23 protein-coding genes and 1 pseudogene are annotated in these 20,433 nt (G+C 63.5%); 12 read left to right on the plus strand and 12 right to left on the minus strand.

What is annotated here, in order from left to right; all coding sequences use genetic code 11:
* The first annotated feature begins 148 nt into the window (after positions 1 to 148).
* Entirely contained in the window at positions 149 to 445 is a 297-nt protein-coding gene (locus tag J2W14_RS19085) for a hypothetical protein (protein WP_307465448.1), read from the plus strand.
* Positions 446 to 709: 264 nt separating this feature from the next.
* On the opposite strand, the gene J2W14_RS19090 is transcribed toward J2W14_RS19085, so the two are convergent.
* Both J2W14_RS19090 and J2W14_RS19095 read right to left on the minus strand, forming a co-directional pair.
* Positions 710 to 1,147: a VOC family protein gene (locus J2W14_RS19090; protein ID WP_307465449.1), complete on the minus strand. Its 438-nt coding sequence runs from the start codon at positions 1,145 to 1,147 to the stop codon at positions 710 to 712.
* A gap of 258 nt (positions 1,148 to 1,405) precedes the next feature.
* Positions 1,406 to 2,576 (minus strand): annotated as a pseudogene (locus tag J2W14_RS19095) (IS30 family transposase).
* A gap of 84 nt (positions 2,577 to 2,660) precedes the next feature.
* Here J2W14_RS19095 and J2W14_RS19105 point away from each other — a divergent pair.
* Positions 2,661 to 3,239, plus strand: a complete 579-nt coding sequence (locus J2W14_RS19105; protein ID WP_307465457.1) for a GNAT family N-acetyltransferase — start codon at positions 2,661 to 2,663, stop codon at positions 3,237 to 3,239.
* Between the two features lie 106 nt (positions 3,240 to 3,345).
* Here the strand turns inward: J2W14_RS19105 and J2W14_RS19110 are convergent, their stop codons facing one another.
* A complete protein-coding gene (locus J2W14_RS19110) occupies positions 3,346 to 3,897 on the minus strand; it encodes a hypothetical protein (RefSeq protein WP_307465459.1) in 552 nt (183 codons plus the stop codon).
* A gap of 435 nt (positions 3,898 to 4,332) precedes the next feature.
* On the opposite strand from J2W14_RS19110, the gene J2W14_RS19115 reads away from it, so the two are divergent.
* The 3 genes from J2W14_RS19115 (at position 4,333) to J2W14_RS19125 (ending at position 6,056) form a co-directional block, all read left to right on the plus strand.
* Complete coding sequence (locus tag J2W14_RS19115; RefSeq protein WP_307465460.1) at positions 4,333 to 4,641, plus strand: hypothetical protein; 309 nt, start codon at positions 4,333 to 4,335, stop codon at positions 4,639 to 4,641.
* Between the two features lie 171 nt (positions 4,642 to 4,812).
* On the plus strand, positions 4,813 to 5,289 hold the full coding sequence (locus tag J2W14_RS19120; protein WP_307465462.1) for an HIT family protein: 477 nt from the start codon (positions 4,813 to 4,815) through the stop codon (positions 5,287 to 5,289).
* Positions 5,290 to 5,366: 77 nt separating this feature from the next.
* A complete protein-coding gene (locus J2W14_RS19125; protein ID WP_307465464.1) occupies positions 5,367 to 6,056 on the plus strand; it encodes an SDR family NAD(P)-dependent oxidoreductase in 690 nt (229 codons plus the stop codon).
* Positions 6,057 to 6,114: 58 nt separating this feature from the next.
* Here J2W14_RS19125 and J2W14_RS19130 read toward each other — a convergent pair whose 3' ends face one another.
* Positions 6,115 to 6,828 (minus strand): phosphotransferase, encoded by a 714-nt coding sequence (locus J2W14_RS19130; RefSeq protein ID WP_307465467.1) that lies wholly within the window; start codon positions 6,826 to 6,828, stop codon positions 6,115 to 6,117.
* A gap of 263 nt (positions 6,829 to 7,091) precedes the next feature.
* On the opposite strand from J2W14_RS19130, the gene J2W14_RS19135 reads away from it, so the two are divergent.
* Together J2W14_RS19135 and J2W14_RS19140 are read left to right on the plus strand one after the other, a co-directional pair.
* Entirely contained in the window at positions 7,092 to 7,610 is a 519-nt protein-coding gene (locus tag J2W14_RS19135; RefSeq protein WP_307465470.1) for a hypothetical protein, read from the plus strand.
* Positions 7,611 to 7,726: 116 nt separating this feature from the next.
* Positions 7,727 to 8,464 (plus strand): GrpB family protein, encoded by a 738-nt coding sequence (locus J2W14_RS19140; RefSeq protein ID WP_307465471.1) that lies wholly within the window; start codon positions 7,727 to 7,729, stop codon positions 8,462 to 8,464.
* A 398-nt stretch (positions 8,465 to 8,862) separates the two neighbouring features.
* Here the strand turns inward: J2W14_RS19140 and J2W14_RS19145 are convergent, their stop codons facing one another.
* The 5 genes from J2W14_RS19145 to J2W14_RS19165 form a co-directional block, all read right to left on the minus strand.
* Positions 8,863 to 9,669, minus strand: a complete 807-nt coding sequence (locus tag J2W14_RS19145) for an aminoglycoside phosphotransferase family protein (RefSeq protein WP_307465474.1) — start codon at positions 9,667 to 9,669, stop codon at positions 8,863 to 8,865.
* Between the two features lie 121 nt (positions 9,670 to 9,790).
* A complete protein-coding gene (locus tag J2W14_RS19150) occupies positions 9,791 to 10,864 on the minus strand; it encodes a DNA polymerase IV (RefSeq protein WP_442512638.1) in 1,074 nt (357 codons plus the stop codon).
* A gap of 111 nt (positions 10,865 to 10,975) precedes the next feature.
* Positions 10,976 to 11,626, minus strand: coding sequence for a DNA alkylation repair protein (locus tag J2W14_RS19155; protein WP_307465476.1), 651 nt, complete (start codon positions 11,624 to 11,626; stop codon positions 10,976 to 10,978).
* 55 nt (positions 11,627 to 11,681) lie between these two features.
* Positions 11,682 to 12,002: a GYD domain-containing protein gene (locus tag J2W14_RS19160; RefSeq protein WP_307465481.1), complete on the minus strand. Its 321-nt coding sequence runs from the start codon at positions 12,000 to 12,002 to the stop codon at positions 11,682 to 11,684.
* Positions 12,003 to 12,195: 193 nt separating this feature from the next.
* Entirely contained in the window at positions 12,196 to 12,654 is a 459-nt protein-coding gene (locus J2W14_RS19165) for a universal stress protein (RefSeq protein WP_307465483.1), read from the minus strand.
* Between the two features lie 261 nt (positions 12,655 to 12,915).
* Here J2W14_RS19165 and J2W14_RS19170 point away from each other — a divergent pair, with 261 nt between their 5' ends.
* Complete coding sequence (locus J2W14_RS19170) at positions 12,916 to 13,473, plus strand: hypothetical protein (RefSeq protein ID WP_307465485.1); 558 nt, start codon at positions 12,916 to 12,918, stop codon at positions 13,471 to 13,473.
* A gap of 2 nt (positions 13,474 to 13,475) precedes the next feature.
* Complete coding sequence (locus J2W14_RS19175; RefSeq protein WP_307465486.1) at positions 13,476 to 14,024, plus strand: hypothetical protein; 549 nt, start codon at positions 13,476 to 13,478, stop codon at positions 14,022 to 14,024.
* Here the strand turns inward: J2W14_RS19175 and J2W14_RS19180 are convergent.
* Both J2W14_RS19180 and ggt read right to left on the minus strand, forming a co-directional pair.
* A complete protein-coding gene (locus J2W14_RS19180) occupies positions 14,021 to 14,533 on the minus strand; it encodes a mycothiol transferase (protein ID WP_307465487.1) in 513 nt (170 codons plus the stop codon). The two genes, J2W14_RS19175 and J2W14_RS19180, sit on opposite strands and share 4 nt — an antisense overlap.
* A 117-nt stretch (positions 14,534 to 14,650) precedes the next feature.
* Positions 14,651 to 16,483 (minus strand): gamma-glutamyltransferase, encoded by a 1,833-nt coding sequence (gene ggt, locus J2W14_RS19185; RefSeq protein ID WP_307465489.1) that lies wholly within the window; start codon positions 16,481 to 16,483, stop codon positions 14,651 to 14,653.
* Between the two features lie 370 nt (positions 16,484 to 16,853).
* On the opposite strand from ggt, the gene J2W14_RS19190 reads away from it, so the two are divergent.
* From J2W14_RS19190 to J2W14_RS19200, 3 genes are all read left to right on the plus strand, one after another.
* A complete protein-coding gene (locus tag J2W14_RS19190) occupies positions 16,854 to 17,834 on the plus strand; it encodes a methionine ABC transporter ATP-binding protein (RefSeq protein WP_307465491.1) in 981 nt (326 codons plus the stop codon).
* Positions 17,831 to 18,532 carry a methionine ABC transporter permease gene (locus tag J2W14_RS19195; protein WP_307465493.1) on the plus strand — a complete coding sequence of 234 codons (702 nt, stop codon included), beginning with the start codon at positions 17,831 to 17,833 and terminating at the stop codon, positions 18,530 to 18,532. Before J2W14_RS19190 ends, J2W14_RS19195 begins: the two co-directional genes overlap by 4 nt.
* A gap of 61 nt (positions 18,533 to 18,593) precedes the next feature.
* Positions 18,594 to 19,397: a MetQ/NlpA family ABC transporter substrate-binding protein gene (locus J2W14_RS19200; RefSeq protein WP_307465494.1), complete on the plus strand. Its 804-nt coding sequence runs from the start codon at positions 18,594 to 18,596 to the stop codon at positions 19,395 to 19,397.
* A 562-nt stretch (positions 19,398 to 19,959) separates the two neighbouring features.
* Here J2W14_RS19200 and J2W14_RS19205 read toward each other — a convergent pair.
* A complete protein-coding gene (locus J2W14_RS19205) occupies positions 19,960 to 20,139 on the minus strand; it encodes a hypothetical protein (RefSeq protein WP_307465496.1) in 180 nt (59 codons plus the stop codon).
* Positions 20,140 to 20,433: the final 294 nt, after the last annotated feature.

Below are 20,433 nucleotides of genomic sequence, written 5' to 3' on the forward strand. Positions count from 1 at the left end.
GCACCTAACAACGGTAACGGAATGATTACGGCCTGTCACATCGAGCTCAAGTCGGCCTGTGGCCGCCGAGTGTGCTACCGACGTCGTCAAAACCGGCCCCGGGCATAGGATGATGCCAACACCGTTCGCCCGAAACGGAGGCCCGAAAATGAACAGTCCCGACCTTACCCGGCACAGTGTCGCCATCTGCCAGCTGAGCAGTCAGCCGCAGGAGGACTTCAACGTCAACACCGAACTGCTGGTGCTGGAAAACGGGGAGGTCCACGTCTCCACTTGGGACGCCGAGCCCCGCGACGGAGGCTTCGACGTGCATGTCCTGAACGACCGCGTGGACGCCCTCGGCTTTATGGTGATTACCGACTGGGAGTTCTTCGACGAAAAGGCCTATGCCGTGGTGGAACGCCGACCGGGAAGGCCCACCCCATTCCGGCAGCAGGCCCGGTAAACCTCGGATTCCGAATCTCCGAGGCGATTTTTGACTTATTTGCAGACGTCATCTGATTACGCCTGGGAGATGGGAAACGGAAAGTATCAGCGGAGCGGCCTCGGCTGTTTTCAATTTGCGAAGTCGTCTTCACGAAATGTCCAAAGTCACCTGCACGGCCACCACGCGATTACGACCTGTGCGGATGACGACGGCGGTAGGTGATGACCTATTGGCCGTACGGCCTAAGGCTCGCAACACAGGTTAATTGGGCCGATCCGGCTGTCAGTCTTTCTTGAGTTTCTCGGCGAGCATTACGATGATTCCGCTGGGACCGCGGAGGTACGTGAGTTTGTAGACGTCGCCGTAGGTCGCCACGCCGCGTAACGGACGGCATCCGTGCTTCGCAGCGACCTCAAGGGCTTTGTCTATGTCGTCGACCGAGAAGGCCCCGCGGTGCATGCCGATGCCGTTGGGACGAGTTGGGTTCGACTCGATCGCTTTGGGGTGGATGTATTCGAAGAGCTCAAGTCGACCATTACCGTCCGGGGTCTGGAGCATCGCAATTTTGGCGTGGTTGCCATCAAGTCCGGTGGCAGTCTCGGTCCACTCGCCGCTGACCGTGTCACGGCCGACGACCGTGAGCCCGAGGTCGGTGAAAAAGGCGATAGTTGCTTCGAGGTCGCGAACGGCGATACCGACGTTCTCAAGTTTGATGGCCATGGGTTGAAGCTACCAAGGCACACCGATTAGCTCCAGTGGCGAGCCTGGCCTCGACTTTATAAGCTCCGGGAGCCATCGGGGGCTGCGGCACGGCACGCAACCAGCCGAGCACGATATATCGCGGATGAGTTTTGACCGACTTCCAGACTGAACAAGCGTGACCCAGTCTGCGTCAATTTCCGAAGTCGTCTCCACGAAATGTTCAAAGCCGTCCGCACGGCAGCACATGTCCGTAAGGGGAACGGCGGATTCAGGCGGTCATTGCAACAGGAGTTCTTCGATCAATTCGATCGGTTTTCTGAACTCTAGTCTTTTACGTGGCCGGTCGTTGAGTTCCTGGGCGACCCAGTCCAGGTCTGTCGCGCTGTGGATACTCAGGTCGGTGCCTTTCGGGAAGTACTGGCGCAGCAGGCCATTCGTGTTTTCGTTGATGCCGCGCTGCCAGGGTGAGTGCGGGTCGCAGAAGTAGATGTCGATGCCGGCGTCCATTTTCACGGTTTTCCAGTCCTGCATTTCAATGCCCTGGTCCCAGGTGAGGGAATGCCTCAGCGCCTCGGGGAGCGTCTTGATCTTTGCTGCCAGAGCATCACGCATTTGTTCTGCTTTGTATCCATCCGGCAGGTGAACGAGCATCGTGTAGTTGGTGGTTCTCTCCACGAGGGTCCCGATCGCGGACTGGTTGCCCTTGCCGATAATGAGGTCGCCCTCCCAGTGCCCCGGGACCGCACGGTCCTGAACCTCGGGGGGACGTTCGGAGATATTGATCATCCCGGGGATCCGGTTCTTCCGCTGACCGGCTTTCCTGCAGGGCTGCCTGAGTGCACGTCCGGTGCGCAAACAAGCGGCCAGATCACGGTTCAGTGCTCCGCGGGACTGAACGTAGAGGGACTGGTAAATGGTCTCAGGTGACACCCGCATCTCCGGCTCGTCGGGAAACTCAACCCGCAGGCGTCCTGCGATCTGCTCCGGTGAGTACTTCTTTTTCAGGTCCGCTTCCACCTTCGCACGCAATACCGTATTCGTGTGCAGTTTCGATGGTTTCGGCCGCGAAGCCCGCTCATACGCCAGCGCGTGGGCCGATGTTGCCCGGTAGGGCAATCCTGCCACCGAATTGCGCCGCAGCTCCCCTGGACACCGTCGAGGCAGATCGGTCGATCACGACCCCGATCCGGCGCAGCGAGTGTCCCTGGGCGCGCAGCACCGCGATCTCTTCACGCTGGGCGAAGGTCAGGCACCTGCCCTTCAGATCCCGGCCGCGGCGTGGCCTGACACCCCCGGCCTCCGCCAGGACCCGGCGCCCGGTCCGTCTGCTCGTGTTGATCGGCACAACGGCATCGGTGATGAACTCACCGGCCTGCATCCCGGCCCAAAACAACCGCAGAAGATCCGGTCTTACGTAAATTGAATACCTCGCCACGACAACACCCATCCGCTAAGTGTTGCAATCACCGCGAGAACCCAAGGAACGCTAACCGGGCATCAATGGAGGGCAGGCCGCGAGTACTGTTGACTGGTGTTTGAACCGCGTCAGCTCAGTCAAAATGTCAGCATGCGCACATTGCGCTCGAGTGATGCGTCAGCGCTTGCCGATGCCTATGTACGCAACCGTGAGTACCTTTCGACCTGGGAACCGGTGCGTCCCGAGGGGTACTACACCGAAGCGTGGCAGGCTGCGGATATTGCGAGCCGCCTTGTTGTGGCTGATGCCGGGGAAGGGTTCCCCTTTGGGTTATTTGCTGGCGACACCCTTGTCGGCCGATTCAACTTGGCCGGCATCGTGCGTGGACCCTTCCAGAGTGCAGGCCTAGGTTACTGGGTGGATAGCAACTACGCGGGCCGCGGTCTGGCATCCGCTGCCGTCCAGACGATCGTCGAAGCGGCACGTGACGTACTTGGCCTGCACCGCTTAGAGGCGAGCACTCTCCTGCACAATGCTGGTTCACAACGGGTGCTATTAAAGGCGGGATTCCGGCAGATTGGGATGGCTCCACAGTACTTGGAAATTGCCGGGAAATGGCAGGACCACAACCTTTACCAGGTTGTCCTTCACGAACAGGACCCTGACCTGCCGTCAACAAAAATCCAGCGCTAATCACGACACTCCCATTCCGTTTATGGATCCCCCAACGGGCAGCCCCGCTGTCCTAACTAAGTGTGCTTTTGGAACCAAGAAATTGGGTCGGTCAACAACTCATCTGTCAGACCTCAGCGCAAGCACCCGTAGGTACTGAAGGGTGCCCGAACAGGACGAAGTTAGTGCCGTCATCCTCCAAGACCGAGACGTAGCTTGGGCCGAAAAGAGTGACGACCGATTCGCAGATAGCAATCGCGCTCTTGGCCTCCTCGCTCCCGTCCGCACCGCGCGGGTCCACAATACTGGTTTCGATACGAATCCGGCCTGGCTCGATTCCGGTCACGGACTTGATCTTGCCCAACCAAGGCGCATTCTTCTTGGCTGTCTTGAAGTCTGTAGTTTTGTCCCGGCTATTGGTTGCGCTGGGAATGGAGTCAGGGGGTGCAGCAGCCTGACTGACCACGGTCTGGGCCGGTGGGGTGGCGTTGGATGCCTTCTGGGGAGCGGATACTGTGCAACCACAGAGCAGCAGGGCACCAGCAGCCGTAACCAAGGCGGACAGTGGGAAAGAAATCGTGTTGGCACTTAGTCGTCTTGCGTACTTCGACTTGTTCCGATGCATGTCTTGTCCCCCAATATTCGCAACGCCAATAAGTGATACTCGCGCCTTCAGCATGGCACCGGGGTGTCCCGCTGTGAAGGTTTACAACGGGGGGTGAGACAACTTGCAGCGTCAGCAGAACACCCTATGAGAAAACTCCGGTGAAGGATCCTTCGCCGGGCGCCCCATTTCATTTTGGGTGTCCTGCTCCACTACCTGAGAGTCGGGAAAGTCCTTGCTTTGACAAGTGGCCACGCGCATATACAAGCGTCAATTGCAGTGCCATGCTGAAGCCGAGGACGGTCAGGCTTACTTTGAACGGGGGCAAGTATGGCGCGGGTGTGGCAGCAAATATCAATGGCCCGACCCTACTTGACGATCAGTTTGATTGCCGTGCTCTCAGCGGCTGCCGTAGCAGCCTGCAGCTCCTCTTCCCAGGGCGAGCCGCCATGCTTTCCCCCTAAGTTCTCGGCCAACCCATCCAGTGTTAGAACTGGCGAGGAGGTTACGGTGTCAGCCTCCGACGTGCAGTGCAATCCACGCTATGGGGAGAACGCCCGCTTCAAGATCACCGTGACAGACTTCAGCGGTGGCAAAGTCATCGATACCACAGCCCCAATGAGCGATGCCGGCGGATTCACTTACACCTTCAGAGTGCCGCCCGAAGCCGCGGCAGGAGAGGGCTCTATTGCCGCTTATCCATATGACATCGACTGGTGCGACGACACGGGCCGGAACAACCGAGCGGATGCAGAAGCCCCTGCCTTCGCACTCGTTTCCTGCGCAATGCCGCAGGAGCCCATCACGATACTTCCCTAGGATGGGGACTCAAATGGGCCACCCAAGGCCACAAAGATAGATGGGGCGCCCGGTAAAGGATCCTTTTACGGAACCATCTTGTGGTGTCTAAATGGGACGCTCTCTGCGGAACCCTGTGGCGTGCCCGGCTGCCGATCCGGAACAGCTCGGCATAACTGGCAGAATACCGTCATGCCCACGGACGATGATGACTGCCTCTTTTGCCAAATAGTGAGAGGCAGCGTGCCCTCCAACATCGTATTCGAGGACGATCTCGTCTTCGCTTTTATGGACACCAGTCCTATAAATCCGGGCCACCTCTTGGTGATTCCCAAAGATCACGCCGCCTACCTTGAGGAACTGGACGAGGAAACGGGGGCGCATATGTTCCGCTTAGGCCACAGACTCGCCAAAGCGATAAGGCGAAGCAGACTTCGCTGCGAGGGCGTGAACCTTTTCCTGGCAGACGGCGAAGCCGCCTTCCAGGAAGTATTTCATGCCCATCTTCATGTCCTCCCTCGATTCAACGGCGACAGCTTCCGGATCGATGCGGACTGGCAGCGTCGCAGCCTGGCGGACCTTGAAGAGTCGGCAAATCAAGTTCGCTCTGGGCTTCAGTGGCTGGCTACTTCGGTCGAACTCACCCCGGGTGGAACATCCAGCCAATAGCTCGGCCCTTTGACCAACGCTCTGCGGGACCCACTCAAGCGCAACGTCGGTACTCGTGCGACGACTAGCCTGAAGGGATGAAGAAGCTGGCTGTCATCACGGGTGCCAATCGAGGACTGGGGCGTTCCTTGGTGCAAGAGTTCTCGGCGTCCGGTTGGAACGTCATCGCCATCACGCGTTCACCCGAGGTCCTGAAAGCCAGGGCCGGGTCTACGGACGTATTAAAGGTCCAGCTGGATGTGAGGTTCGAACCCGGCCCTGAGTTGGCTGAAGCTCTGAACGGCCGTCCAGTGGACTTGCTCATAAATAATGCCGTGCAGGGAGCGCCTCATGCGGAGCTGGGAACTATCCGGGCTGACGGGGTCCTGAACGCCGTCGATGTGAACGTCGCTGGTCCGCTGCGCCTGGTGCAGTTCCTGTTGCCGAACCTGCTTGAGGCACCTGATCCGATCATCATCAACGTTTCGTCGCGACTAGGGTCTCTGGATGCCCAGTCAAACCGTGATTTCTCCTGTCTCTCGACGAGTTACGCCTACAAAATTTCGAAAGCCGCTCAGAACATGCTGACCGTCTCCCTGGCCCAGGACCTTCATGGCCGTATCCGCTGCTGGGCAGTTCACCCCGGCAAACTGGCAACAGCCATGGGTCAAACTGACGCGTCCAAGGATCCGCGATCGGCTGCTCGCCAGATGCGCGAGCTCGTTGACTCAGGGGATCGGGCGTCGCCGCGCTTCTGTTCCCTTGGGGAGCAGGATCTCCACTGGTAGCAACATAAGGAAGCGGCCCCTGATCAGCGTCCCCTAGGGGATCCTTGATCTTACGTGTCTAGGTAGCTGCTGGATTGTGAAGGGATCCTGCCTTGAGCCGGCGTGCGAAGTTCGACAGGGCGTGGCTTTGGAGCTTGCGGTCTGCCCCCAGCGCGGCGGCCGCCGCTACCTGGAGGGGTAGAGATGCTCGGTACACCTTCGCTCGCGCCAGCACGCCTGCGTCCAAAAGTTCCCCTACTTTGGCCGCCCCGTAAAACCCGATGAGGGGAGCAGCGTCGATGGCAGGGTCTGCCGCACACGCATTGTCGAAGTCGATCAGGCCCGGCGCGCCGGACTCATCCCACAAAATGTTGTGCGGACCGAAGTCACCATGGACGAGGGAAGGGGTCCCCGCTTCCTCGAGACTCAGAACCTCCCGCACCACAATCTGAGCAGCCTTCCACACGCGAGAGCCGGAATCTGCCGTGATGCGCTCTACGACGTCAGGCCAGGAGTTTCCGCCGCACCACGAGCGTGCAGGAGGCAACCCTGTCGGTAGTTGCGCACGTTGGAGGTCATTGAGGATACGGGCAAAATCGTCCCGGACCTCATGCCACGGCCGACCCGCCATATGGGCTCCCTCGACGACGGTGCACGCCATCGCTGACCAGTTGTCACCGGTATGAGTTCGAAGGAGCTTCGGGATGCGGGTCCTCAACCCGGCACTACCGACGGCAAGAAGCGCAGCGCTCTGACGGGCGATCTGCGCCTCATGGTCAGTGGCAAAGGACACGCGAACGACTCCGGTAGAGCCCAGCACCGCGACATGATGAAAAGCTCCATGGCTATATACGGGGCTTGTCCACCCCATATCTGACCAAACACTCCGAAGAGCAGACCAGGCCCCGGAGGCGTCCCGCTCAAGAGTGCCCATACCCAGCAGTCTGCCATTACACCGGCCGTCCCGGTGGGGGTCCCTTACCGGGTCCTTGAACGGGACATCCCCAATCAGCACGTCAGGTCGTTGGCCGGTCGGCCGTGATGGAGAATCGGTGCATGATCAGCACAGCAAAGGATGAGGGTTTCGTGGTTCGAGCGGGGGGTCATTCACGAGTTGAAATCCTACGGTTGCTGCGCAGTGCGGACGTAATGCTCAATGTCCATGCCGAGACGCTGCTCGATCACCCCGTTTTCGACAACCCAGAGAGTCAAAACTTACGAATCGTAGAGCGTACGGTAGAAGAGCTTGGCTTCGAGCACGGCGCGGTTCAGTCCCGGGTCTTCAGCGCTGCACGGAACCGGGGCCTCGCCCTTTGTCCCTTGGTGACGGGCCCCTACCTCCGAATGGCGATGATAGGCCAGTCGAACGCGCCGGACTCCGTTTTGTCGGCAGGTCGCGCGCCGACCGGAGCCATCCACGTCGCTTCCGAGCCGCTAAGCGAGGACGTGGAGTACCCCAAGGGCTTCTACCTCCGGGTCGTGGACGGGCAGGCATGGCTGAGGGGTTATCGGTGCGATGACACGTATGTGTGGGCGCCGGACCATCGGCTCGCATTCCAATCGCCAGGCCGCTAATGAGACGCGCGCTCATTATCTGACCACAGGGAGGACCGGCGGTACCGGAACCCATCACGTCCCGGTAGAGGATCCTGCACCGGACGCTGACGTCCCACGTGGTCGAGATTCGGATGGTGCGCAAGTACGACAGCCCTGCTCCGGTGATCCTTGAACATGCGTGGCCAGATACTTACTTGGCGTGCCTTCCGATCCGTGTAACGATCGGGGTTGTGATGACGCATCCCTTGTGGCGCCCGTTCGAACCCGACAATAACGCCCGCCGTCAGGCTGGACGTGTCGCTCACCGACAGGTTCAACCGGGTCCGTTTGAGGCACATCACCCGTCATGGGGGAGGCAGTTCGCGTCGATGCATGACCTAATCAGCCAGACGATCCCGGATCAAGCGCTGTGCATCCGCCATGTCGGGTCGACAGCTGTTCCCGGCCTCCTGGCCAAACCCGTCATCGATATCGACCTGACCGTACCCGATCCGACTGCTGAACCTAGCTACGTCCCTCGGCTGGAGTCAGCGGGATTCAGGCTCATTTTCCGGGACGACGTGGCGGGGGACGCGCATCGACACCTCACGTTCAATGAGCCGAACACCAATCTGCACGTCTGGGCCCCGCACGCTACGGAACCTCGACGGCATGAGCTTTTCGCCGCATGGTTGCGGTCACATGAGCAGGACCGGCGGATCTACGCTGAGGCGAAGCGCGCTGCGGCGGATGTTGGGGACTCCCGTCGATACAACGACCGCAAGGCCGCGACCGTGTACGACATCTACGAACGGATCTTCCTCACCGATCCGTCCCATCATCATTCTCCGCAACCCCGGACACGGCCCGACAACAACCTAGACGATCAGTGATGACTTCGGTAAGGGAACCCTGTGCGGGACAGTTTGCAGCTCCTCGAGACAGCGGTCCATGGCCCGTGCAGTAAGCAACGGAGTTGCCGGGTACGGCGGTCGCGACGGCGAAGGGCCGTCTGCGGGGGAAGCAGCCCAAGCTCTCGAAAAGTCACGAAGGACCCCTGGTCTCCGTCTCCGAGCAGGGACCCACCCGACGGTGGAACTTGCCGAACTCTTCGCCGTAGCGCGTTCATCCGTCTACCGTGGCCATCAAACGCGCAGGCGACCCGGCCTGACCGCTTAGCGTGAATCTCCGTCGGGACCTCTGCATTACCCCCGTACCTTCACGGATGCCCGTGCAGTTTCAAAAATGACAAAGCGAATCACGACGATAAGGGGCTGGCATATCGCGGTGTTTACTGGCCGCTGTTGCCCGTTCGGCGGAAGCTCAGCGGGTGTTGGCCAGGTTGCGCATGAGGGTGACGTCCTCGGTCCTGGCGCCGCGGCGGGCGACTGAGACTGCCATGATCGGGGCGAAGTTGCAGCACCAAAGGGCCGATACAGGGGCGGGGGTCGATCGCGACAATCCGACTACCGGTACCCGTCCGCAGAATATTGCCGGGATGAAGATCGCCGTGAAGAAGTGAATCCCCTTCATTTGCCATATCCAACGCAGCCTCGCGACATCGGCGCCAAACGGTCGCATCAATCGGGGATTCCCTGAGGGTGCGCCGGCGTCGATCCCACAACTCGAAAACGAACTCCACGCGTTCACGGGCAAGTGGAACGTCAGATGGCAGTGTCCTACGCGGCAAGTAGAGGTCGCCGATGAGACCGGCAACGTCGGCGATGCCCCACGCCCCGGCGGTGAGTTCAGCGGATTCGGGAACCCATTCGAGCAGGATCGCACTACGGGTGGCGTCCACGTCCACCAGGTCGACGACGGTGAGAGCGTCCGTCCAGTAGGCCAGTGCAGCCGCCTCTTGCTCCGTGACCGCCCTGTCAGGTGAGAGCTTGAGTGCGTACCGGGTTTCCGTCCTGGTCGAGACGCACTCGACAACCGCGCCCGTCCCGCCCGCGCGGACAGATTGGGGCTCGAGCGCCCACTCCTCACAGAGTTCCCCAACAAGCGCTGCGAAGTCGTCGATCCAGGCCGCAGCCGCGGAGCCGAATCGATCGAGAAGTCGGTCACGGGCAGCTGTAGGCAGGGCAACCTGTGTCATGTAGCGATGTTAGGTGCTGCGGCTGCGGCCGTTGCGAAGACGCTCCGGTCAGGCGTTGAGGCGGTTCACCTGCAGGGTTCCCCAGACGGGACGGAGGCGTCGAATCAGACCTACGACGCCATCACCAACCGCCGCGGGTCGGCGTATGTCCCTTTCGGGCATCGTCGGGCATTGCCATTTCGGCCCGCAGGCCCAGGAGCCGGATCGGACGGCCCACTTCGATTCCGGCCGCTAGGTCCAGGGCCCGCGCGAGGATTTCGTTCCGGTCGAAAGTCTCGGGGATCTTCCTCGCGTGGGTCTTGGTGAGGAACGGCGCATACCGGACCTTGAGGGTCAGCCCAACCACAGGCCTTCCTTCTGCGGCAACATCCTCAAGGACACGCGCTGTCAGTTCCCGTACGGCGTCGTCCACCTGGGCTGGCTCGGTCAGGTCCCGCTGGAAGGTGGTCTCCCGGCTATGCCCGCGGGCAACCCACGGGGTGTCGTCCACAACGCTGGCGCCGTCCCCGCGTCCAAGTTCCGCGTACCAGGGACCCATCCTGGGGCCGAACTCCGGGACCAGGTCTTGGGGGTCGGTCGCAGCGAGCTCGGCGACTGTGTTGATACCGAGTTTGGCCAGCCGGCCCGACACTTTGGTTCCGACGCCCCACAGCTCGCTGGTGGGTCGACTGCCCATGACGTCGAGCCAGTTCCCTGCGGTGAGCCGGAAGACGCCGGCCGGCTTGCCGAAACCGGTGGCGACCTTGGCCCGGACCAGAGTGTCGCCGATGCCCACGCTGCAATGCAGCTGCGTTCGCTCCAGTACCGCGGCCTGCACCTGGCGGGCGTAGGCTTCCGGGTTCTCTGTTTCAATGCCTACAAAGGCTTCGTCCCAGCCCAGCACCTGCACGGTGGCGCCGGGCTGCGCGCGCAGGGTAGACATCACCGTTTCAGACGCCGCGAGGTAAGCCTCGTGATCGACGGGCAGGATCACAGCGTCGGGCACTTTCCGGGCTGCAATGCGTAAGGGCATTCCGGAACCCACACCGAATGCCCTGGCTTCGTAGGATGCGGTCGACACTACGGCGCGTTCCCTGGGGTCACCCCGGCCGCCGACGATGATCGGCTTGCCCGCAAGCTCCGGCCGCCGGAGCACCTCGACCGCCGCGATGAACTGGTCGAGATCGACGTGCAGCACCCACCGGATTCCGCTCACGCCACCAGTCTGCCCTAAACATCCCCGGCAAGCATCGGCTCTCACCGAGCTTGGGTAGCCACCTGGCCTCAGGTTTGCGGCCGGATTTGGCTTAGTGTCGGATTCGCCCGGTCAGAATTCCAGGTCCGGACGGTGCCTGGCGGTCTCGGCGAGCACGAGGGAGACCGCCTCGGCGGCGATCGCACCGCCGTCGTCCTCGTGGTTCTGCCCGGGCGGCGACGGCGGCATCAGGCGGGCGTGGCGCACGAACCGCGGCCAGTCCCCTGCGCCGGCCCGGAGCGCCCGGAGCGGGGACAGCAGGGCGGCCCGGCGCAGCCAGCCGTCGGGATCCCGCGCCCACCGGTCCAGGACACTGTCCGCGCGCACCCTGCCGACGACGTCGAGCCCCTCGATCAGGGGACCCACAACGTCGACGGCGAGCGGATCCACAAGGGCGCCCAGCCGTGCACTCCGCACGAAGCCCTCGACCCGGGTCAGGTCCGTGTTCCTCAACAGACTGACGCTGGATTGCAGGAGCACGACGGCGGCGAGGCGGCGTTCGTAGACGGGCACCTGCCACAACTCGGAGCTGAGGGCGGTGACGTCATCGTGCGTCAGCCCCGGATGGCGGCGGAGGGCATCGCGGACCGTCCCGCGCACGGCTCCGACGGACGCGCCGTAGTAACGGTGGCCGCCGCCGTGGCGTGCCTCGAACTCCTCCGCGCGGCTCCACGACGACTCACGCTGGAGCGCAAGATCTATGAAATCGCCGGCATCGCTCATGGGGACATTCTCCCGCATGCCGCGGCGCCGGAACCTGTCCGCTGGGCTTGGTGCCTTACTGCCCGGGTGCCCGGTAGCGCGGGGTCTTCTTGGCCGCGGCGTCGATATCCTCCGGCATCATGAGCGGTTTCAGCCGCACATTCACGGATCCCGTTGCGTTGATCATCAGCGACAGCGCAGCGGCGTCGGAGGCCTCCGGGACCTCGAAGACCCCCAGCACGTCGGTCTCGCCGAAGGCGTAGTAGAAGCACTCCAGTGAGCCTCCGACGGATTTGAGGGCGTCGACGAGCGCATCGCGGCGCTTCGTTCCGCCTTCGCGCATGAGGCCCTTAATGCCCTCGCCCACGTAGTTCGCTTCGAACAGATACTTGGTCATGGTTCTTCCCGTCCCGTGAAGTCCAGGACTCGGGCATCCGCAGGTGTGTCCAGAACTCTTTGCGGGTGGGTCCCGGAGTTGGTCCCCAGAGTGGGGCTGTGGCCACATCCTAGGCCCTCCCCCATGCCCTTACAACGGGTAGCGGGTGAGTTCCCGGCCGCCAAGAAATCGTATTCGGCCGGCGGCTGGCAGCTCAGGAAACCTTGGGCCGGACCACGAGGACAGGACACGGCGCATGGGTGATGATCTGGGTGGCCGCCGACCCCAGGTCCAGGCCGGGAAATCCCCCGTGTCCGCGGGCGCCCACGACGACGAGATCCGCGTCCCTGGCCGCCTTGATTATTGCTGAGGCCGCGGAATCACTGTGAACGATCTGCCCGGTGGCGGCCACCCCCTCGCTTTCAGCGGTCGTCAGGGCATCAGCCTGGACCGTCTCGGCCGTTTGTTGCGGGGATTCCTCGGTCACGATCTCTCCGGCGGCCGTTTCGAGTACCGCCGGAAACCAGGACAGCGGCGGCTTGCTCCAGACCGTGACCAGAAGGATCCGGCCGTTGCGCAGCTTGGCCTCGTCCATGGCCCACCTCAGTGCATTCTGGGAATTCTTGGAACCGTCAAAACCAACCACGATCACGAACGAACCTGTACTGGCCATTGTCTTTTCCAATCCCTAGCCTCGGGGGCAGCCTGGATCTTTCAGTCTCGATGACCGTGAAAGTCAGTGTCAAGGTCCGCGCAATCGCTGTGGACCCCCTCGTGGGGTACCCAGCAAAGTTGAACCACAGACCCTATGACAACGCGCACAGAGCCTCTAGTCTCTTGCCATGAGAGTTGGGGGCGGATGTCGGCGGCGGGATTCCCGCCGTCTTGGGATGTATTGCCTGGACGGCGCGGCGCCACGGCGTGCGAGTGGCTCATGAAGAGCGACACATCCCCGGGCTCTGACAATTACGACGCCTTCCTGGCGAGGCTGGACGCTGCTACAACAAGCCTGAGCACGCGGGCGGCGTCGCTGGAGAAGGCACTCGCGGCCGTTTCGCTGCTCCTGGGTCCTTACGAATCGGCCGTCAGGGACTGGGAACGACGGCGCCTCCACGTCAGCGGGCAACTCGACCGGCACTCCGGGTCGCCGCAGTCCTACACCGCCCTGGGCGAACTCCACGACGTGGCGGTCAACATGGAAGCGATGTTCCGGGACCGTGCCCAGCGCATCAGGGACAAGTTGACGGTGATGCAGGGCCGCCGCGGGGCAATCGACAATTCACTGCTGGAACTGGAACTGAGCAGGGTCAAACTGACGTCGTCACGGCTGCTTTCAGAGGACCGCGAAAAACTCAGCGCGGTCTTTTCCGCCCTCGCCGGTCCCACCGTGGCCACCTCGGCCCTGCCCGACCGGGGTCTGCTGAGCGATCTCAAGGAAGCACGCAGGGCGGTCATTTTGGCGGAAGCGCTGATGGAAGTGAAGGGGTACTAATCATGGACAATCCACGGCACGATCAGTCCCGACAGAACACTGTCGTCCTGGTCCGGTGGTCCAGGAAACCCGGCGAGAATCCCCTGGTCCGGTTCGTCATGTTTAGCGTCTTCGCTTTGATCCTTTGCCTCATCCTGATGATTTTCATTCACGGCCTGAGGAGTTTCGGGGCCGTTGTGCTGTTCACGGTCATCGTCGCGGCCGTACTGACGGGTCCCTCGCTCTCGCGTCGAAGGGCCTTCATGACGGGGCTGACAAAAAGGGTAAACGACACGATCGCCGAGGTGACGGGAACCCTGGATGACCAGCTGTCGGTTAAGGAATTCCGGCGTATGGTCAAGAGCGGAGAGCGGCTGCCGCTCCTCGTTGGCGGGGTGCCCGGGCTGAACCTGCACGTGGAACGGGTGGCATCGGTGGAGACGGAAACCCCGGAGAAATGGTTCGCAGTCTTCACCGTGGTCCCTCCAGAAATCGGGACCGCCAGTTTCGATCGGTTGGTTGCCGCGGCGAACGACGCGCACCGCGGTACCACCCAAACCAACGGTTCCTAGGCTGCCGGCCCGGGGTTCAGGCCCTTGGCGTACGCGGCCTGCCCGGCGTGCTGGAGGCAATCGGCAATCGTGCTGACCAGCCGCACACCAAGCGTGACGGGCGGATCCCAGCGGGTGTCGACGATGCGGTCGAAGTCCGCATCGCCGAGGCTGGCCAGGAACTCCACGGTCTGCCGGTGCACGGCGTCGTAGTAGTCGAGCAGGAGCCCCGGCGGTGCCTTCACGGCGTCGACCTGGCGGCTGGAATGGCCGTAGCCCGTGTCGCGCTCGGACAGCGGCAGCTCGAACCGCCCGGCAAACCCCTGCGAGGTCCAGACCTGTTTCAGGCCGGCGGCGGCGGCCACTTGTGCGTCCTCGACCCGGCTGAGGTGCCAGATCAGCCACGCAATCGAGTTACCGTTCCCCGAAGGCCGACGGAGCAGAACCTCGGCGTCGGCCCCGTCGAGACTGGCGGCCACGGTCTCGCGGATCCGGGCGAAGGCGTCGAGCAGCAGTTCGTTGGATTTCATCGAGTCCCGTCTCTGCGCATTTTCGGTGAGCCCCCATGCTTGCATGGATGCAGCACCACGAGATAGGGCGCTCCCCCGGGCTTTGTTGATCCGGCACGTGACTCTCCCCGCTTCGTTTCACGGCTTCGGCGACGGTGTGAGCACCATCGCGGATCCGCCACCGCGCCTCGCCGGCTCGGCCGCTGCGACCATGCGGCCGTCGGGCAGGAACTCGATGGCGGTCGCGGCCCCGATTTCTGCCGCCGAAGTGAACGCATCCCCCGATGGTGTGAACTGATGGCCGTACCGCTTGAGCTCCTTGCCGTGCAGCGCGATGAATTTCGGCTCGGCCGTGACCGTGGCCGTGTTCCGTTGTGAGGCACGGGGTGCCGCGATGGCCTTCGAGATGTTCATGCCCAGGTCCACGCGGTTGAGGATCGTCTGCAGGACTGTGGTGATGATGGTCGATCCACCGGGCGAGCCGAGCGCGAGGAACGGCTCTCCCTCCTTCAGGACGAGGGTGGGCGCCATGGACGAGCGCGGGCGCTTGCCCGGCTGGATCCGGTTCGGGTCGGTCTTGTTGAACACGGTGGAGAAGTCGGTCAGCTCGTTGTTGAGCAGGAAGCCGCGGCCGGGAACCACAATGCCGGACCCTCCGGTCTGCTCGATGGTGAGCGTGTACTCGGCCACGTTGCCCCACTTGTCCGCGACCGTCAGGTTGGTCGTCGAGATGTTCTCGGTGTCCTTCTCATCCACGGGCGCCGCGGCGGTAGCGGGGCACACGCCGTCGTACGAGGACACATCACCCGGCAGGACAGGCTTGGCAGCGGCGTTCCGCGGGTCGAGCTGGCAGGAGCGCTCCTTGCCGAACAGCGGGTCGGTGAGCGCGGCGGTGGGGACGCTGCCAAACGCCGGGTCTCCCACGTAGCTGCCCCGGTCGGCGAAGGCCAGCGCGCTCGCCTCGAGGTAGTGGTGCAGCGCGCCGGGGGCGGACATCCCGGAGAGGTCGAATGTGTCCAGGATATTCAGCGCCTCGCCCGTGGTGGTGCCGCCGCTGCTCGACGGCGCCATGCCGTACACCTCCAGATCGCGGTATTCCACCTTTGTGGGTTCCTGATCCAGGGCGCGGTAGGCGGCTAGGTCCGCCGTCGTCATGGAGCCGACCGGGACGGGCAGCTTCGTGCCGGCGGTCTTGGGCGGAGCCTGGACGGTCGCCGCGATCTCCGCCGCGAGCGGGCCGCTGTAGAAGCCGCGCGTGCCCTTCTTCGCGAGGAGCCGGTACGTTGCGGCGAGGTCATGGTTCCGGAAGACGCTTCCGACGGCGGGGGCGTCCCCGCCGGGGAGGAAGAGGCTGCTCGTCGACGTGAACGCCTCGAAGCGGTGCTTGTTGTCGAGGGTCTGCTGGCGGAACGTTTTGTCGACCACGAAGCCGCGGGTTGCCACTTTGATGGCAGGCTTGAGGGCGTCGCCGAGGCTGACCGAGCCCCACCGGTCCAGGGCTCGCTCCCACGTGGCAGGGGTGCCGGGAACACCGACGGCGACGCCACTCGTGACGAGTTCGGGCGTGAAGTTGTAGGGCTTTTTCGTCGCTTCGTCGATGAACGCGTCTTCAGTGATGCCGGCCGGGGCGGTCTCGCGGCCATCGATCGTGCCGACCTCGCCGGACTCCGCGTCGTAGTATACGAAGTAGCCTCCGCCGCCGATCCCGGCGCTGTAGGGCTCGGTCACCCCGAGTGTCGCGGCTGCGGCGACGGCGGCGTCGGCCGCGTTGCCGCCCTTGCGGAGGACGTCGATGGCTGCGGCGGATGCCTCCGGGTCCACGGTGCTCACAGCGCCGCCGTACCCGGTAGCGGTCGAGGTCTTGGCGGTTTCCCGTGGATCCGCGAACGCGGGGCTGGCGACAGCGCCGCCCGTCATGCTTAAGGCCAAGGCCGCCGTGAAGGCAACCATCCGACGTGTCACATGTGACATGATCGCTCCCGAATGCATGTAATGCGCGTTGACATTTCCTGTCACGCTACTACCCGGCGGTGAGAAACTCTAGACTGCCCGCCGCAGAATCCACGCCTCTGGGGATGATCAGCCCACCAGTGACGAAGCACACAATCCGCCGGGATGACCGGCGGGCTGCCGTTTTCCGGCGCTTCCGGATGCCGGGATGCTTCGGCGCCGTACTCCTCATTGTGACGGAATTATTTCGCCGCCACTGCAGATTTCGTGAAAAGAAGTTCGGATTAGGTGCCACTATCTACTGTTTGGCAGAATTTGTGACTCGTGCGCGGCAAAAAAGTCCGCCCCCATCCCTGCGAAAGCGCGGGATTCCAGCCACCCAGGGAGAACCATGATTTCCGTAAGCCGGGTCTCGAAGAGCTATGGCTCCGGGGCGGCGGCGGTCCGGGCGCTTGACGACGTCTCGCTGTCCGTCGGCCGCGGCGAAATTTTCGGCGTCGTTGGCCAAAGCGGTGCCGGCAAGAGCACGCTGATCCGCACCATCAATTCCCTGGAGCGTCCGGATTCGGGCAGCGTCAGCGTCGACGGCCGCGAGATGACCACGCTTGCCGGCACGGAGCTGCGCGCTGCCCGGCACAACATCGGCATGATTTTCCAGCACTTCAACCTGCTCAGCAGCAGGACCGTTCAGGCGAATGTGGAGCTTTCCCTGGAGATCACCGGCGCCGGGCGGGCGGCAAGGCGGACCCGGGCACTGGAGATCCTCGAGCTGGTGGGCCTCCACGGCAAGGCCGCCGCCTACCCCGCACAATTGTCCGGCGGGCAGAAACAGCGCGTCGGCATTGCCCGGGCGCTGGCGTCAAGCCCGTCGGTCCTGCTCAGCGACGAGGCGACCTCGGCGCTCGATCCGGAAACCACCCGGCAGATCCTCGATCTCATCCGCCAGCTCAGCAAGGACCTGGGGCTGACAGTGCTGCTCATCACCCATGAAATGGATGTCGTGAAGCGGATCTGCGACTCCGCCGCCGTCATGAGCGGCGGGCGGATCCTGGAGCAGGGTCCCGTGGAAGAGCTGCTGACAACGGAGAAGTCACTGCTGGGCCAGGCCCTGTTCCCGCTCGGGGAAATCCCGGTGACTTCCAGCGCCATCGTGGAAATCACGTTCAACGGCGTCACCACGGACCGCCCCGTGATCGCCCAACTGGCGCGCAAGCACGGCATCGACGTCGGCATCCTGGGTGCCGCGGTGGAAACCATCCACGGGCGCCAGACCGGACGAACCAGGCTCGAACTGCCCGGTGACACGAAGACCGTCGCCGGCGCCGTGGCCGATCTCCGTTCCCAGGGACTCTTCGTGGAGGTACTCCAGTGATCGACCGCAATGACCCGTACTTCTGGTCGGACCTCCTGGACACCATCCTCAAGGGTGCCGGGGAGACGTTTTACACCGTGGGCCTGAGCCTGCTGTTCACGGTCGTTTTCGGCCTCGCCGCGGGTGTCCTGCTCGTGACCACCGAGTCCGGCGGCCTGCTGTCGAAGCTCTTCGGGAGCCGGGCGCTGGGGTTCTTCGTCAACCGGGTGCTGGACGTCGTGGTGAACATTGGCCGGTCCATCCCGTTCATCATCCTCATGATCCTGCTGATTCCCTTCACCCGGCTGCTGGTCGGGTCCTTCATCGGACCGACCGCGGCCGTTGTCCCGCTGACCATCGCCGGCATTCCGTTCTTCGCCCGTCTGGTGGAGATCGGCATCCGCGAAGTGCCCGTCGGGCTTGTCGAGGCCGCCCAGTCCCTGGGTGCCACCCGCTGGACCATCCTGACCAAGGTCATGGTGGCCGAGGCGGTCCCGGCGCTGGCCCTCGGCCTCTCCACCACCGTGGTCGGCCTCATCGGCTACTCGGCCATGGTCGGTGCCGTCGGCGGCGGCGGCCTCGGGGATGTCGCCTTCCGCTACGGCTACCAGCGCTACAGCCCCGAATACATGTTCGGCGTCGTTATCCTCCTGGTCCTGCTGGTACAGGTGTTCCAGTCCCTGGGCAACTTCGCGGCGCGGCGCCTGTCCCACCGGTAGCCGCCGCACCGCGCCGAAAATGTCCTTCCTCCACACGTTCCATTCTGCGAAAGAGTTCCAAATGTTCCGTTCACATATCCTGAAGGCCGCCGCCACCGGAGTGGCCGCAATCCTCGCCCTGTCCGCCTGCGGCGCGGGCACCTCCACCGGTTCGGCCGAGACCATCAAGGTGGGCGCCCTCGCGGTGCCGGCCGGGGACATGCTCAAGCATGTCCAGCGGGAGCTCGCCGCCAAGGAGGGCCTCACCGTGGATTACAAGGAGTTCAGCGACTACAACACGCCCAACCCCGCCGTGAGCGACGGCGACATCGACGCCAACCTGTTCCAGAACACGACGTTCATGGAGACCTACAACAAGGCTTCCGGCAAGGATCTCGTCAGCGTGGGCAAGGTCTACCTGCCGCCGATGGCCCTGTACTCCAACAATGTCCCCAGCCTGGAAGAGCTTCCCGACGGCGCCTCGATCGCCATCCCGAACGACCCCACCAATGAGTCCCGCGCCCTGAAGCTGCTGGCGTCCAAGGGGCTGATCGAGGTCAGCGACAACCCGATCACGCTCAAGGACGTCAAGGCGAACCCGAAGAACCTCCAGTTCACCGAGATCGAAAACGCCAGCCTGCCGCAGGCCCTCAACGACAAGGACGCGGCCATCGTGACGCTGGCCTTCGCCCTTCCCGCCGGCCTGAGCGCCGACAAGCAGCTGCTGGTCGAGGGCAAGGACAGCGCGTACTACAACGTCCTGGCCGTGAAGGCCGAGATGAAGGATGATCCGCGCGTGCAGAAGCTGTACAAGATCCTGACCTCGCAGGACATGAAGGATTTCCTGCAGACCAAGTTCAAGGGCCTTGTGATCCCGGCGAGCTGACGGGAATCCGGCGGGCGGCCTGGCGCAGCACCTCACGGCAGACGCCCGCCAGGGCCTCCCGGTGCCCGTCCAGCCAGGCCAGCCGCTGGTCCTCGAGACGGATCTTGTCGTAGTCGTTGCCGGAGAGGGCTCGACGGCCTGGAACGCGGAGCCGGTCCCCAGCCCGGCCCCGCGCAGGGCCTGCAGCTTGGCGTGGACCGCGGGGCCGTCCTCGTAGGGGAAAAGCTTGGCGAACACCGGGGGCCCGCCGTCGAGTTCGACCTGAACGGTAGCGGCCCCGGAGCCGTCCAGCTGGATCACCTGCGTGGTCCACGTCCCGCCACCGCCTGCGGCGTCCGCGCCCAGGTGGGGGCGGACGTACTGCTCAAGGAATTCCGGGGCGCAGACACGGTCGGCACGATCGGCCTGCCCCGCACCCGTGGGCCCCACGACCGCGAGGGTGCTGCCCACCGGAACGGTCAGGTCGATGTCCTGCAGGACGGGGCGGTCCGCGGTGTAGGCGAAGCCGACGCCGTCGAGGCTCAGCCTCTTCCGGGGTGGGCCGGCCGTGCGGGCACCGGGCTTATCCTGTACCGCCGGGCGCCGGTGGAGGGTGTCGGCGGTGCGTCCGTGGCGACCGGACGCCGGGGCGGAGTTCGCCGAGCTCGTCAGGATCGTCGACGTCGGTCAGCCCCTGGGGCCGGTTCGGCCGGAGGTTCATCGGCTGCAGCGGGCTGTGGTCGCCGGCGAGCGCAGTGTCCATCAAGGGGGTCCGCAAGTATTCGAATGGAGCCGGAATCTGCATTGTCCCACCTCACGACAAGGCGCCGAAAAGGACCTTCGGCGTTTGTTGTGTGGAGTAAGTCTTGTCCCGCCCGAAGAGGCGTGTCAACATCTAAGCGAAATGACGGCCAGACCATCCGGTTCGGATGAGGTGCCGTCCGGCGCAGGGCCTCTACGGTCGGGAGACCGGGGGGAAGGTTCGACGGCGGCCACGCCAGTCCCGCGGTCTGACAAGCCAGGGACCTGCGGCAGTCTGATAATAATTTTAGAGCGT

The sequence above is a fragment of the Pseudarthrobacter oxydans genome (assembly GCF_030812335.1).
Classification (GTDB): Bacteria; Actinomycetota; Actinomycetes; order Actinomycetales; family Micrococcaceae; genus Arthrobacter; species Arthrobacter oxydans_B.